Annotated in this window: 14 protein-coding genes and 1 rRNA gene; all 15 read right to left on the bottom strand. The window is 65.4% G+C overall.

Annotated features, from left to right (window positions below; genetic code table 11):
* Nucleotide 1: 1 nt before the first annotated feature.
* The 15 genes from scpB to rrf all read right to left on the bottom strand — a co-directional run bounded on the left by scpB (nucleotide 2) and on the right by rrf (nucleotide 14,173).
* Nucleotides 2–685, bottom strand: coding sequence for an SMC-Scp complex subunit ScpB (gene scpB, locus MTX35_RS16985; RefSeq protein ID WP_243596097.1), 684 nt, complete (start codon nucleotides 683–685; stop codon nucleotides 2–4).
* Complete coding sequence (locus MTX35_RS16980) at nucleotides 682–1,518, bottom strand: ScpA family protein (protein ID WP_243610223.1); 837 nt, start codon at nucleotides 1,516–1,518, stop codon at nucleotides 682–684. The genes scpB and MTX35_RS16980 overlap by 4 nt, the downstream gene beginning before the upstream one ends.
* Nucleotides 1,515–2,441 carry a ParA family protein gene (locus MTX35_RS16975; protein ID WP_279393439.1) on the bottom strand — a complete coding sequence of 309 codons (927 nt, stop codon included), beginning with the start codon at nucleotides 2,439–2,441 and terminating at the stop codon, nucleotides 1,515–1,517. Before MTX35_RS16975 ends, MTX35_RS16980 begins: the two co-directional genes overlap by 4 nt.
* Nucleotides 2,442–2,587: 146 nt before the next feature.
* Complete coding sequence (gene xerD, locus MTX35_RS16970) at nucleotides 2,588–3,502, bottom strand: site-specific tyrosine recombinase XerD (protein ID WP_243596095.1); 915 nt, start codon at nucleotides 3,500–3,502, stop codon at nucleotides 2,588–2,590.
* A 5-nt stretch (nucleotides 3,503–3,507) separates the two neighbouring features.
* Entirely contained in the window at nucleotides 3,508–4,140 is a 633-nt protein-coding gene (locus MTX35_RS16965; RefSeq protein WP_243596094.1) for an NUDIX hydrolase, read from the bottom strand.
* Complete coding sequence (locus tag MTX35_RS16960) at nucleotides 4,137–5,870, bottom strand: CTP synthase (RefSeq protein ID WP_243596093.1); 1,734 nt, start codon at nucleotides 5,868–5,870, stop codon at nucleotides 4,137–4,139. Before MTX35_RS16960 ends, MTX35_RS16965 begins: the two co-directional genes overlap by 4 nt.
* Nucleotides 5,871–6,020: 150 nt before the next feature.
* Nucleotides 6,021–6,968: a copper transporter gene (locus MTX35_RS16955; protein WP_243596092.1), complete on the bottom strand. Its 948-nt coding sequence runs from the start codon at nucleotides 6,966–6,968 to the stop codon at nucleotides 6,021–6,023.
* Nucleotides 6,965–8,149, bottom strand: a complete 1,185-nt coding sequence (gene steA, locus MTX35_RS16950; protein WP_243596091.1) for a putative cytokinetic ring protein SteA — start codon at nucleotides 8,147–8,149, stop codon at nucleotides 6,965–6,967. The genes MTX35_RS16955 and steA overlap by 4 nt, the downstream gene beginning before the upstream one ends.
* Before the next feature lie 84 nt (nucleotides 8,150–8,233).
* On the bottom strand, nucleotides 8,234–10,003 hold the full coding sequence (gene recN / locus MTX35_RS16945) for a DNA repair protein RecN (protein WP_243596090.1): 1,770 nt from the start codon (nucleotides 10,001–10,003) through the stop codon (nucleotides 8,234–8,236).
* Between the two features lie 2 nt (nucleotides 10,004–10,005).
* Nucleotides 10,006–10,971 (bottom strand): NAD kinase, encoded by a 966-nt coding sequence (locus MTX35_RS16940; protein ID WP_243596089.1) that lies wholly within the window; start codon nucleotides 10,969–10,971, stop codon nucleotides 10,006–10,008.
* Nucleotides 10,968–11,789 carry a TlyA family RNA methyltransferase gene (locus tag MTX35_RS16935; protein WP_243596088.1) on the bottom strand — a complete coding sequence of 274 codons (822 nt, stop codon included), beginning with the start codon at nucleotides 11,787–11,789 and terminating at the stop codon, nucleotides 10,968–10,970. The genes MTX35_RS16940 and MTX35_RS16935 overlap by 4 nt, the downstream gene beginning before the upstream one ends.
* A gap of 1 nt (nucleotide 11,790) precedes the next feature.
* Nucleotides 11,791–12,039 carry a hypothetical protein gene (locus MTX35_RS16930; RefSeq protein WP_243596087.1) on the bottom strand — a complete coding sequence of 83 codons (249 nt, stop codon included), beginning with the start codon at nucleotides 12,037–12,039 and terminating at the stop codon, nucleotides 11,791–11,793.
* A gap of 77 nt (nucleotides 12,040–12,116) precedes the next feature.
* Nucleotides 12,117–13,106, bottom strand: a complete 990-nt coding sequence (locus MTX35_RS16925) for an HAD-IIA family hydrolase (protein ID WP_243596086.1) — start codon at nucleotides 13,104–13,106, stop codon at nucleotides 12,117–12,119.
* A complete protein-coding gene (locus tag MTX35_RS16920; RefSeq protein WP_243596085.1) occupies nucleotides 13,103–13,984 on the bottom strand; it encodes a hypothetical protein in 882 nt (293 codons plus the stop codon). The genes MTX35_RS16925 and MTX35_RS16920 overlap by 4 nt, the downstream gene beginning before the upstream one ends.
* A gap of 72 nt (nucleotides 13,985–14,056) precedes the next feature.
* Nucleotides 14,057–14,173, bottom strand: a 5S ribosomal RNA gene (rrf, locus tag MTX35_RS16915).
* Between the last annotated feature and the right edge of the window lie 8 nt (nucleotides 14,174–14,181).

Genomic DNA, 14,181 nt, shown 5'->3' with positions numbered 1-14,181 from the left:
ATCAGTCGTCCGAGTCGAGCTCGGCTGCCGGATCGGGTTTCGATCCGCGGTTCTTGGTGGAGCGGGTCGTTCTCGGGTCGGTGTCCATGCTGTCACTGATCTCGTCGATCAGGTCCACACCCGGTAACAGCGGTGCCAGTTCGGGTAGATCACCGAGCGATGCGAGCCCGAGCCGTTCGAGGAACAACTCGGTGGTGCAGTACATCGTGCCGGTCGTCTCCGGGTCGGTTCCTGCTTCGGAGATCAGTCCACGGGCGAGCAACGTACGCATCACTCCATCGACATTGACTCCTCGCACGGCGCTGACTCGCGCGCGGGTCAACGGTTGACGATATGCGATCACGGCCAGGGTTTCCAATGCCGCGCGTGTGAGCTTGGACCGAGCGCCGTCCAGAAGCAGCCGTTCGACGTACGGCGCATAGGCGGTTCGGGTGTAGAAACGCCATCCGTCACCGGCGTACCGAAGGTCGATTCCGCTGGTTCGTTCGGTCAGTGCAGCGGCCATCGCCGTCAAGGCCGCGCGCACGCGGGCCACCGATGCACCCACGGCCGAGGCGAGCTGCTCGTCCGAGGCGGGAGTGTCGACGATCAGCAACACAGCTTCCAGCGCCGACGCGAGAGTGGTGTCGTCGAGCTCCTCGGAATCCTCGACGTCCTCGAGCTCGAGTTCGGGATCGGCACTCATGCGTAGTCCTCTTCCGTGACCACGATGGGTCCTTCGTCCTTACCGGTCCAACTCACTCGAAGATCGCCGAGCGGCTCAGGCTGCTCGAATGCGATCACCTGTTGCCGGAACAGCTCCAGCAACGCCAGGAATCGAGCGATTATTTCCACCTGCACCTCGCAGTCCTGCACCAACTCCGAGAACGACGCCCACTCGTTCAGTCCTCGGCCCTGCAGATTCTCCAGCAACCACGCCGCCTGCTCGGGAATCGAGACCGCGTGCTGATGGATGTGATCGAGTCCCACCTGGGGAATCGGCTTGGGTCTGAAGGCCGCTGCGGCGATGTCGGCGAACGTGGCCGGGTCGACGCCGAGAAGCACCTCGGGAATCAGGTCTGCGTACCTGTCCTCCACCGACACCGATCGCGGATAGCGCCGCAACGCAGCAGCTTCCAGCTCACCGAACAGCAGAGCAACCTGCTTGTACGCGCGGTACTGCAGCAACCGCGCGAACAGTAGATCCCGTACTTCGAGTAGAGCCAGATCCTCGGCGTCCTCCACATCACCCGAGGGCAGCAACCGTGCCGCCTTGAGATCGAGCAGTGTGGCGGCGACGACGAGGAACTCAGTCGTCTGATCGAGACCGACATCGGCACCGAGCGATTTGGTGAACGAGATGAAATCGTCGGTGACGGTGTGCAACGCCACTTCGGTGACGTCCATGCGGTGCTGACTGATCAGCGACAGCAGCAGATCGAACGGGCCCTCGAAGTTGAGCAACCGCACCCTGAATTTCGACGGATCCGCGTCGGCGGGAACCTCGATCGGGGCGTCGTCGGCAGCGTCGACGGTCACGGACCGGACCGGTAGATCACCTCGCGCGCAAGGGCGCGGTACGCCTGTGCGCCGCCGGATTTGGGAGCCCAGGTAGTGATCGGTTCTCCGGCGACACTGGTTTCCGGGAATCGGACGGTACGAGTGATCACCGTGTCGTAGACGACGTCGCCGAACACCTCGACCACTCGCGTCATCACCTCACGCGAGTGCAGCGTGCGGGCGTCGAACATCGTCACCACGATGCCGGCCAGCTTCAGACGTGGGTTGAGACGATCGCGCACCTTCTCGACGGTGTCGTTGAGCAACGCCAGCCCGCGGAGGCTGAAGTATTCGCACTCCATCGGGATCAGCACCTCGTCGGCACACGTGAGCGCGTTGACCGTCAACAGACCGAGGGACGGCTGGCAATCGATGAGGACGTAGTCGTAACGATCGAGAATCGGATGCAGCACCCGCCCGAGCGTCTGCTCCCGGCCGACCTCGGTGACCAACTGAATCTCGGCCGCGGAGAGATCGATGTTGCTGGGCAGCAGATCGAGATTCTCGACGCGGGTGCGCATCAACACGTCGTCGGCCGAGACCTTCGCTTCGACGAGGAGGTTGTAGACCGTCAGATCGAGCTCGTGATGTGCGACGCCCAATCCCGCGGACAGTGCGCCCTGCGGGTCGAGGTCCACGAGCAGTACGCGGCGGCCGTAGCCGGCCAGCGAGGCACCGAGATTGATGGTCGATGTCGTCTTGCCGACGCCACCCTTCTGGTTGCACATTGCAATGATCTTGGCCGGGCCGTGACTGGACAACGGCTGCGGATCCGGGACCGGCCGGGTCATACGACCCGTGGGCCCGAGCTCGTTCGGAGCAGGAATGATGTCGCGTGTCTCCCGACTGGATTCCGGTTGACGCGTCTGGAACAGGGCGCCGTCGAGATGTGGATGATCCAAAGCTGACTCCGCCGCTGGCGGCTGCGGTGTCGACACGTTCCAGCGCTCCCCTGTCCCGTTCGTCTTCGAGTAGATCTGGCAAACGCTACCGCTTGGTGCGCCGGCAATGTCATCGGACACGCTGACACACGACCGCCGGCCTCGTGCTATCTCGCCCGCGGGTGCGCGCCGGCCCACACTTCGCGCAGCGTGTTGACGGTCACGAGGGTGTAGATCTGCGTCGTCGTCACCGATGCATGCCCCAACAACTCCTGCACGACGCGGACGTCGGCACCACCGTCGAGCAGATGAGTCGCGAAGGAATGTCGAAGGACGTGCGGTGAGACCCCTGCGGTGATTCCCGCCCTTTGTGCGGAATCCTGCAACACCTGCCACGCGCTCTGCCGAGACAACCTGCCGCCCCGGACGTTGAGGAACAGCGCAGGGTTCGAGCGCGAGACCAGCCCCGGCCGCCCACGCACCAGGTAGGCGTCGACGGCCTCGATCGCGGGTCGTCCGACCGGGACGATGCGATGCTTACCGCCTTTGCCGCGCAGTAGCACCGAGCGGGCCTCGGTGTCGATGTCGTCGACGTCCAGCCCGACGGCCTCGGAAATGCGAGCTCCGGTGGAATACAGCAGTTCCAGCAAGGCTCGATCTCGCAGCCCTCGTGGCGCGTCGGGGCCGGCGACCGACGCCGATTCGAGCAACGCCACGACCTGGTCGACGGGGAGCGACTTCGGTAGTCGCTTCGCCGGCTGGGGCGGCTTGACCTCACTCGCGACGTTGCGGTCGACCATGCCCTCGGCCAGCGCGAATCGGTGCAGACCCCGCACCGCGATCAACGTCCGAGCAGCCGAACTCGCTGCGAGAGCAGGATATTCGTCGTCGCCGCGCCGGAGATAGAGCACGAACTCGGTGATGTCGTTCTCGGCGACCTTCGCCAGATCGGTGATGCCGTAACCACTCAGAAAGCGCTCGTACCGCACCAGATCGCGACGGTAGGACGACACCGTGTTCGGTGCCGAACCGCGCTCGACCACCAGATGGTCGAGGTACGTGCCGATCTGCTGCCCGATCACGGTGGCTACTTTCGTGAACTCTTCCGATTCTCGAACGCAGTGGGTAGATCCGCCCACGGCGCATCGGCCGGGCGCAGTTCGGTACCGGCGGCGCGCGCCGCAGCGAAAGCGAGCACCCCGGCCACGGCGGATGCGTTGACGATCTCGCCCGACAGCGCGCGACGGACGGCCTCGTCCAGTGGCACGTAGGAAAGCTTTATGTCTGCTTCCTCGTCGTGGGCCTCGGGCCGATCGACCTCGGTCAGATCCTGAGCGAGGAAGATCCGCACGGCCTCGTCGGTGAACCCGGGCGAGGCGAGCACATCGACCAGAACCGACCACGTCTGGGCGGCGAGCCCGGTTTCCTCGGCGAGCTCACGCTGGGCTGCCAGCACCGGCTGCTCCCCCGGCGCGTCGAGCAGGCCGGCAGGTAACTCCCACAGGCGTCGACCGATGGGGTGCCGGTACTGCTCGATCATCGCCACTCGGTCCTGATCGTCGACGGCCAGAATCCCGACCGCACCGTGATGCTCGATCACCTCACGCTCGGCCTGACGACCGTTCGGCATCGCGACCTGATCGAGCCGGAGCGCGAGGATGGCACCGGAGTACGGCACCGACGAGTCGAGGGTGGTGAACTCGTGCCGGGACTCGGTCATCCAACGGTCTCGGCGGCGGCGTCCGATTCCTCCGTCTGCACGGCATCTCCATGCACGTCGACGGGCAGACGTTCCGCGGCCTTGTACTTGAGCGCGGCGTTGATCAGCGACGCGAACAGCGGATGCGGACGGGTGGGCCGGCTCTTGAGCTCCGGATGCGCCTGAGTGGCGACGAAGAACGGGTGCACCGAGGCAGGCAACTCGACGAACTCGACCAGGTGGCCGTCCGGAGAGGTACCGCTGAACACCAAGCCGCTCTTGGCAATTCGGTCCCGGTAGTCGTTGTTGACCTCGTAGCGATGACGGTGCCGCTCCGAGACGCTCTCGGTGCCGTACGACGCCGCGACGACCGAGCCCTTCTGCAGGGTTGCCGGGTAGGCACCGAGGCGCATCGTGCCACCGAGATCGGCGTCACCGGCGACGGCGTCTTCCTGATCGGCCATGGTGGAGATCACCGGATCCTTGGTGTCCGGATCGAACTCGGCGGAATTGGCATCGGTCAGACCGACCGAACGAGCCGCCTCGATGACCACACACTGCAGTCCGAGGCACAAACCCAGCAACGGAATCTTGCGTGTGCGTGCGAACTCGATGGCCCCGAGCTTGCCCTCGATGCCGCGGATACCGAAACCACCGGGAATGAGCACGGCGTCGACGTCGCCCAATGCGGCCTGCGCCCCCGCAGGCGTCGAGCATTCGTCGGAGGGAACCCACTTGATCTCGACCTTGGCGCGATGAGCGAATCCACCCGCACGCAGCGCCTCGGTGACCGAGAGATACGCGTCGGGCAGGTCCACGTACTTGCCGACCAGGCCGACGCGCACGGTTTCGCGTGGCTGGTGGACGCGCTCGAGCAGACCGCCCCAGATGGTCCAGTCGACATCGCGGAACGGCAGACCGAGCTGACGGACGACGTACGCGTCCAAGCCTTCCTTGTGCAGCACCTTGGGGATGTCGTAGATCGACGGCGCGTCGGGCGTGGAGATGCAGCCGTCGACGTCGACGTCGCACATGAGCGCGATCTTGTTCTTCAGTCCCGGCGGCACGTCGCGATCGCAACGCAGGATCAACGCGTCGGGCTGAATACCGATGCTGCGCAGTGCTGCGACGGAGTGCTGGGTGGGCTTGGTCTTGAGTTCACCGGACGGAGCCAGGAACGGAACGAGCGACACGTGCAGGAAGAACACGTTGTTGCGGCCGACGTCGTGGCGCACCTGACGCGCAGCTTCGAGGAACGGCTGCGACTCGATATCTCCGACGGTGCCGCCGATTTCGGTGATCACGACGTCCGGCTGGTGCCCCTGGAGGTCCGGGCCGTTCATCGCGAGAATGCGGCGCTTGATCTCGTCGGTGATGTGTGGGATGACCTGAACGGTGTCGCCCAGGTACTCTCCGCGGCGTTCCTTGGCGATGACCGTCGAGTAGACCTGGCCGGTGGTGACATTGGCGAACCCGGACAGATCGCGGTCGAGGAACCGCTCGTAATGTCCGACGTCCAGGTCGGTCTCGGAGCCGTCCTCGGTAACGAAGACCTCACCGTGCTGGAACGGGTTCATCGTGCCGGGATCGACATTGAGGTACGGATCGAGCTTCTGCATGGTCACGCGCAGTCCGCGTGCGGTCAGTAGCTGGCCGAGGCTGGATGCCGTCAGGCCTTTTCCGAGTGAGGACGCAACGCCCCCACTGACGAAAATGTGCTTGGTGTCGGAACGCGACTGAAGGCGTGACAATGAGGCTCCCGTGACGAGTCTGCAGGGCTTGCTCCTATCAGGGGGCTGATAAGAGAGGTGAAGCGTGGAAATTGGGCCTGCTACCCACGGGACTTCACGGTAACACCAGTACCTACCTCACCGCCAACGACACGCTCGTTCCGACGGCGATCAGCTCGCCGGCGCTCCGACGGTCACGGCGTTCGCGTTCGGCCCGGTGCCGTAGCGGCCCGACGCCCCGTCCAGCTGCTCCGCCAAGGCGAGAACAGTGGTGATCCGTCCTGCTTCACGGTCGACGTTGTCGACGGTGCTGAGCGCGGACGACAGCGCCGAATCGGCCCGCACGACAGCGATGGAGCCGTTGCCCTCCGCCGCGCCGGATCGGCCCGCCAGTACCGCGCCTGCGCCACGTGAGTCGAGAGCGCCCGCGAACCGCGCGACGATGGCACCGAGATTGCCGTCCTCCACGTCCGAGGTGCCGGAACCGGTGACGACCACAGCCAATTGAGCGGGCGCGACGGCACCGTTGTCGTAGGCGATGAACCCACCGCTACGCAGCGTCTCCAGCGCCAGTGAGAGCTCCTCGGGAGTCGACTGTGGCTGAGCGGTCTCCGCATTGAGCAGCAGCACCGAACCGAGCAGGTCTCCGGCGAGGCTGCCCTGGTCCACCGCGCCGGTACGCAACTGCACGCCGGCCGGAATGACGTTGGTCAGGCGCGTACGAAGATCGTCACCGTTCGCAGCGGAGACGAACGAATCGGTCAGTGACACCCGGCCGGTGACGGTGGCACCCGACGCTCCGATCGACCGCGTGACTCCGTCGACATCCCCGGGGTCGGCATCGGGGGTGGTGATGACCACAACACTGCGATCGACCAACGCATCGCGCAACACCCGGCCCGACACCGCGGCGTCGAAGCCGTCGGCCGAGTTGAGTTGCTCACCGAGCTGATTGTTGGTCGCCTGCAGATCGTCCACCTGAGTTTCGAGACCGGTCTTGTCGTCTCGGAGGCCAGAGACCAGTCCACTCGACAGCAGACCCGAACCGAGCACTATGCCGATGGCCAGTGCCACGAAGACCGCTGCCAGCGAAATGGCATGTTGGCGAAGCGAAATCACGAAAGCAACCCCTGGAACCACAGAGCGAACCGGTTCCACAGATCGATTGCCCAATCCAACGCTTCACCGCCGATGTTGGACACGGCCAACGCCACGATCACGGCAACGAGCGCCGCCAGAATCAGCAGGGCGATCGCGCCGCCGGACACGCGGCTGCGGTACAGCGTCGCCACAGCTTTGGCGTCGACCAGCTTGGCACCGACCTTCAGACGCGTCATGAATGCGGCCGGGTTGGTGTTGCGTCGACCGCGATCGAAGAACTCGTCCAGGCTGGCCGGACTACCGACCGACACGATGAGCGAGGCCCCGTGATGATCGGCCAACAACAGTGCGAGATCGGCAGCGGCACCGGTGGCCGGGAACGTCATGGCACCGATACCCAGATCCTGAATGCGTTCGAGGCCCTGCGCGTGTCCGTCGGAATCTGCCGGAAGCACCACCTCGGCACCACATTTGAGCGTCTGCGCCGTGACGTCCTCGGGATCGCCGACGATGAGATCAGGGCGATGACCCGCCTTCATCGCGGTATCGGCACCTGCGCCGACGCCGATGATGACGGGCGAGTACTCCTTGATGAACGGCTTGAGGTTCTTCAGATCCTCGGCGTGACCGGGACCGTCGGCCACGATCACCACGTGACGACCCTTGAGGTCGATGTCGATGTCCGGCACGCCGACGCCGTCGATGAGCAGCGGACTCTCGGTTCGAATGAACTCGATCGTGTTGCCCGAGAACGCTTCCAGATGGTCGACCAGACCCGTCTTGGCCTCGATCATCTTGTCCGAGATCTCGGCTTCGCTCTGCTCGTCACCCTTGGCGAGGCGCCGATCGCCGGTGTAGACACCACCGTCGTTGAGGCGAATCTTGGTGCCGTCCTTGATCTTCTTGAAGATCTCGGTGCCGGCCGAGTCGATCAAGGTGATCCCGTTGGCGACGATGGCCTCGGGACCCAGGTTCGGGTAGCGCCCGGAGATCGAGGGCGACGCGTTGACGACCGCGAGCACCCCTGCCTCGACGAGCGCATCGGCGGTCAGCCGGTCCAGGTCGAGCTCGTCGAGCACGACGATGTCACCGGGGCCGACCCGTTTGAGGAGCTTGGCCGTGCTGCGATCGACTCGCGCGATCCCAGTGATTCCGGGCAGCGAATCCTGACTACGTGACAGCAGTGCCGGCATCTTCATGAGGACCATGATGACCCGATCGACACGCCCGGCGATGGAGGCGCGCCGAAACAACTACCACACTGATCACATCAGCACCAAAAGTTACAGCGCTGCTCGATCGGCGTTTGCGGTGGCCAGCAGCTCCTCGGCATGCGCGCGACCGGTCTCCGTATCGTCCAGACCCGCGAGCATTCTCGCGAGCTCGACGACGCGTTCCGACGACGACAGCGTCCGAACCCCACTGTTCGCCGCACCCTTCTTCGCATCGGTCTTGTCGACCACCAGGTGCGTGTCGGCAAACGCTGCGACCTGCGGCAAGTGGGTGACCACGATGACCTGGTGCGTGCGAGCCAATCGGCCGAGTCGACGCCCGACTTCGACGGCCGCACGTCCACCCACTCCGGCGTCGACCTCGTCGAAGACCATCGTCGCGCCCTTGTCCGAGCCCGCCAACACCACTTCGAGCGCCAACATCACCCGCGACAGCTCACCGCCCGACGCACTCTTGCTGATCGGCAGAGCCTGGGCACCGTCGTGCGCGGACAGGCGAAACTCGACCTCGTCGACGCCATTGCTGCCCGCATGCAGTTCGGTGCCGTCGACGACGATCGGAGCCGTGTCCGACGGCCCGGCGGGCAGTGCGCGAACATCGATCTGCAGCTTGGCTTTTCCCATCGCCAAGCCCGCCAGCTCGACGCTGACCGCCTTCGAGAGCTTCACCGACGCCTTCGCCCGTGCCGCACTGAGCTTGGCGGCAGCTGCCGCCACGTCGACCGCAGCCGCGTCGACCTTGGAGCTCAGCTCGGCGAGAGCATCGGCCGAGGTGTCGATGTGCGAGAGGCGCTCACGGGCATCCTCCGCCCAGGCGATGACACCGTCGACATCGGCGGCGTACTTGCGCGTCAGCGATTTCAGCTCGGCCTGCCGATTCAGGATCGAGTCGAGCGCGCCTGGATCGGACGGCAGATCCGTCAGGTACGAGGTGAGGTCTGCCCCGATGTCGCCGACGATGGCCATCGCGTCGTTCAGTCGCGGCAGCAGCTCGGTCAGAGCGGCGTCCTCGGCGTGTTCGAGGCGAGAGCGCGCCTCGCCCAGCAGATACAACGCCGAGGCCGTGTCCGACGCCTCCTCGGTGCTCCCGACAAGAGCCGCCGAAGCACCTTCCGCGGTCTCCCGCAACGAATCGAGGTCCCCCAGCCGGCGCACGTCCTCGGCCACCGAGCGATCTTCGCCCGGCTCCGGTGCCAAGGAGTCGATCTCCTGTAGTCCGAACTGCAGCCGGTCCGCTTCCTGTGCCAGCTCACGGCTTCGTTCGGTGCGATCGATCAGCTCGTTGCGCGCGTCGAGCCACGTCTTGCGCGCGGTGCGGTACTTCGAGACCAGCGACGCCACTGTGTCGCCGGCGAACCTGTCCAGTGCGCCGAGCTGCTGGTCGGGACGCAGCAGACGCAGCTGATCGTTCTGACCGTGCACCGTCAGCAACGAGTCGGTGAAGTTGGACAGCACCGACGCGGGCACACTGCGCCCACCGAGGTGCGCACGAGAACGACCGTCGGAGTTGACGGTACGTACGGCGATGATCGAATTGTCCTCGTCGCGTTGACCTCCCGAGGACTCGAGCACCTTGTCGACGTCCTCGATCACCTGCTCCGACGCGGTGTCGGTACTGAATCGTCCCTCGACCACCGCGCGCTGCGCTCCGAGCCGAACCCGGCCTGCGTCGGCGCGGGCACCCGACAGCAGGTGCAGACTGGTGACCACCATGGTCTTACCGGCACCGGTCTCGCCGGTGAGTACGGTCAGCCCCTCGTGAAACTGTGCACTGGCACCGGAGATGACTCCGAGGCTGTCGATCCGAATCTCTTCGAGCATCCCTACCTCGCTCTCCCCCGCCACCCGGTCACGGGCAGTTCGAATTTCTTGACCATGCGATCGGCGAACGGTGCCGAATCGAGTCGAACCCATTTGATCGGTGACGCTCCCCGCACCACCTCGACGCGAGCGCCGGCAGGCAGGCTCAGCGTGCGCCTGCCGTCGCAGAACACGAATCCCGCGTGTCCACCGGCATCGATCTCGACCGCGACGATCGACTCGGGACTGGTCACGAGCGGGCGCGCGAACAAAGCATGTGCGTTGCTCGGAATGACCAGTATCGCTTCGAGTTCCGGCCACACCACCGGTCCACCGGCCGAGAACGCGTAGGCCGTCGAACCCGTCGGCGTGGAGATCAGCACGCCGTCACACCCGAAGGCGGACACCGGTCGACCGTCGACTTCGAGGACCACCTCGAGCACTCCGAGCCGGGACCCGTTCTCGATGCTCGCCTCGTTCAACGCCCAGCCGCGATCGACCACCTGATCTCCGACGCGAACCGCGATGTCCAGCGTCATGCGTTGCTCGATGCGGTAGTCACCGGCGATGACGCGAGCCAGCGCATCTTCGAGATGGTCGGCCTCCGCCTCGGCCAGGAACCCGACGTGTCCGAGGTTGATGCCGAGCACCGGAATGGAGGCTGCTCGAGCGAGCTCGGCTGCGCGCAGGAAGGTGCCGTCACCGCCCAGGACGAGGACCATCTCGCACCCTGCGGCCGCGTCGGGGCCGAACTCGACGACGTTGAGCTTCATGTCCGCAACGAACACGTGGTCGTGTTCCTCCGTATCGGAAGCCTCGATCTTCGATGGCTCGACCTCGTCCACCAACACGCGAAGGCAGATACCTGCTTCGTCGAACACCTTGCCTACGCGGCGGGCCGTCTCGGCGATGTCCGGTCGACCGGGATGGGCGACGAGAAGTATTTCTCGGGTCGACTCCAGTTCCGGTGCCGCATGGGACGGAGTCACTGTGGTCCTTCCTCGATCGCGAGCCGGACGAGTTCCGTGATGTCGGCGCGTGGCGATTCCTCGCCTGCACCTGCCCTCAGCCACAGAAAGTACTCGACATTGCCCGACGGCCCCGGCAGTGGGCTTGCTGCCACCGCCTGCACCGTGAGGTTCACGCCGACGGCCGCCTTGGCCACGTCCTCGACGGCTTCGGCTCGCAGCGCGGGATTTCGAACCACACCGCCGGAACCCACTCGATCCTTGCCGACCTCGAACTGCGGCTTGACCATCAACACCATGTTGGTGCCCGGCTTCGAGCATGCAACGAATGCGGGAAGAACGAGCTTCAGCGAGATGAACGACAGATCTGCAACGATCACGTCGACCGGTCCGCCGATCGTGTCGGCGTCGATCGACCGGACGTTGGTGCGGTCGATCACGTGCACTCGGGCGTCGGATTGCAGGCGCCACACCAGCTGCCCGTACCCCACGTCGACAGCAACGACTTCACGAACGCCTCGACTGAGTAGAACGTCGGTGAACCCACCGGTGGACGCACCGGCGTCCAGACAACGAGCGTTCTCGACCGTCAAACCGAGAGGCTCGAATGCGTCGAGTGCACCGAGCAGCTTGTGTGCGCCGCGTGAGGCCCACGAGACCTCGTTGTCCTCTTCCGCGACCAGCAGAGGCGTACCCGGTTCCACCGCAGTCGCAGGCTTGGAGGCCACGGTCCCGGCGATCTTCACTCGGCCTGCGTCGATCAACTCCGAAGCGTGCTCACGGGATCTGGCGAGTCCACGCCGAACCAATTCGGCGTCGACACGTGCGCGACGAGCCACGTCAGGTCTTGTCGACGGTGGTCAGGGCACGTACGAGTACCTCGTGCGCCCGGTCCAGCAGACTTGCGTCGCGCGCGAGGGCGTCGGCGTCGGCGTCCACAGTCTCTGATCCCTCGTGGTCCGTCGACTCGATCGTGAGCTGATTCAGCAGCGAGGAAACTTCGGTGCGAACGGTGTCCGGATCTGCCGACGGTTCATCGCCGGCACTGCTCGGCCGGTGCTGTCCTGGTAGTGGGATAGACGCGCTCATCGCCTCTCACGCTATCGGATGGGTCCGACGAACGCCCGATCGCCGCCGCTCTCCGAACGCCGCGGTCGAATGCTGTGTCAGCACCCGAGCAGCGAACGCAGATCGTCGAGTCGATCCCCCTCGAAGTGAACGTCCGAGAAGGTCGAGCCGGACCAGGCGACGTTCAGTGTCGCGAGCGCACCCTCGAACGCATTCGGCGCACCGTCGCCGCCGTACCGCACCGACAGCACCTCGTTCTCGATGCCGACCGTCCAGCCGGTCTTGCTACCGACGCACGACGCCGTCTCGTCCTCGTTCAGGACTCCGAGATCGGTGCCGATGTGAGTGGGCCGCAGATGCCGAGGAGCACGCAACAACTCGGCAGCGGTACTGACGCCGGTCAGCACCAGCAGCGACGGCAGGCCAATTTCGTTCGCGCCGGCGATGTCGGTGTCGAGCCGGTCTCCGACGACCAGTGCTGAGCGTGCTCCGCTGCGCTCGATGGCGTCGTGCATGATCGGGGCAGCGGGCTTGCCTGCCACGATCGGCTCGATCTCGGTGGCGTTGCGAACCGCTGCGACCATCGACCCGTTCCCCAGAACGAGTCCTCTCTCGGTCGGCAGGGTGGCATCGATGTTCGTGGCCACCCACAGCGCACCCGCACGGATGGCGAGGACGGCCTCGGCCAGCATCTTCCAGCCCGTGTCGACCGAGTGACCCTGCACCACTGCGACCGGGTCGTCGTCGGCAGACCTGACCGGTTCTAGACCGACCTTGGTGATCTCGTCCGCCAACGCGTCGGTGCCGACGACCAGCACGCGAGAACCTGGGTCCAGCTTGCCCGCCAACACACGGGCACCGGCCTCGGAACTGGTGACGACGAACTCTGCCGTGGTGTCGAAGCCGAGACCACGCAGATGTTCGGCAACGTCCTCGGGGGCTCGGCTGGCATTGTTGGTGACGAAGTACTGCTTCTCCGAACCACCCGACAGTGCTTCCACTGCACCGGGAATAGGGTCCTTGCCGGCATAGACGGTGCCGTCGAGGTCGAGCAGTAGAACGTCGTGGAGATCACGCAGCATCGTCACCGATTGCCTCCGGACAGCTCCTCGACTCGCTCTTCCGCGTCGGTCTCACCATCGACATCGGCTGCGGCAGCGTTGAGGAACCACTTCACACCTTCGTCGACGCGACCCGCCGCAACGAGAGCATCTGCATAGACGTAGAACAGGCGAGCAGCCGCGGTTCCCGAGCGAGATGCGTCGAGGTCCGGGGTCTGCAGAGTGACGACGGCCTGGTCGTACTGGTTCAGATCCATTCGGGCACCTGCCACAACGATCCGAAGCTCCGACGCTTCCTCGCCGGTCAACTCACGCGCTTCGTCGCTGCGACCGAGTTCGATCGCGCGCTCGGGTCGGCCGAGTCCGCGCTCGCAGTCGGCCATCACAGCGATCAGACCCGGTCCGCCGGCCATCCGCCGAGCGGCGCGAAGCTCCGACAATGCTTCGGCCCACTCGCCGGCGTGGTACGCAGCGATCCCTGCGGTTTCGCGCACTACGGCGATGCGGCCGGCTCGCTGACGAGCAGCGCGCGCATGCAGCAGCGCCAACTGCGGATCGTCGTCGAGCAGCCTGCTGGTCATCACGAGGTGACGTGCGACGGCGGTTGCGTTGTTCTTGTCCAAGCTCAGCAGGTCTCGACGTACTGCGGGTTCGAGCTGTCCGGCTTCGACCTCGTCGGGTAGATCCGGCTCATCGGGACGCGGCGGTCGACGGTCCGACGACGCGCTGTTTCCGCGGCGATCGCCGGAGAACCCACCTTCACCGCCACGCCTGCGGGGAGGACCGTCCGAACGACGCGGGTCTCCGCGGCGGTCCTGAGCGCGGGGGTTGCGGTCTCGGGACTCGCTCGGGCGGTTGCCGCCGTCCCCTCGGGAGGGGCGACGATCGTTGTTGTCTTCCGACACGGGCGTCCTTTCGGATTTCGGTACAAACGCAAAAAGGGGACCCACCAAGTGGGTCCCCTTTTTACAACGGGTGTTCGGCGGTGTCCTACTCTCCCACACCCTGTCGAGTGCAGTACCATCGGCGCTGGAGGGCTTAGCTTCCGGGTTCGGAATGGGACCGGGCGTTTCCCCTCCGCTATGGCCGCCGTAACTCTGCG

This window comes from Rhodococcus sp. ARC_M12, from assembly GCF_022810385.1.
Taxonomy (GTDB): Bacteria; Actinomycetota; Actinomycetes; order Mycobacteriales; family Mycobacteriaceae; genus Rhodococcoides; species Rhodococcoides navarretei.
The sequence above is the reverse complement of the archived record's forward strand: the minus strand, read 5'-3'. Positions and strand labels throughout refer to the sequence as shown.

Excerpts from the sequence above, each read along its gene's own strand:
- scpB (WP_243596097.1), bottom strand. The coding sequence starts at position 685 with ATGAGTGCCGATCCCGAACTCGAGCTCGAGGACGTCGAGGATTCCGAG.
- MTX35_RS16965 (WP_243596094.1), bottom strand. The coding sequence starts at position 4,140 with ATGACCGAGTCCCGGCACGAGTTCACCACCCTCGACTCGTCGGTGCCG.
- steA (WP_243596091.1), bottom strand. The coding sequence starts at position 8,149 with ATGAAGATGCCGGCACTGCTGTCACGTAGTCAGGATTCGCTGCCCGGA.
- recN (WP_243596090.1), bottom strand. The coding sequence starts at position 10,003 with ATGCTCGAAGAGATTCGGATCGACAGCCTCGGAGTCATCTCCGGTGCC.
- MTX35_RS16930 (WP_243596087.1), bottom strand. The coding sequence starts at position 12,039 with ATGAGCGCGTCTATCCCACTACCAGGACAGCACCGGCCGAGCAGTGCC.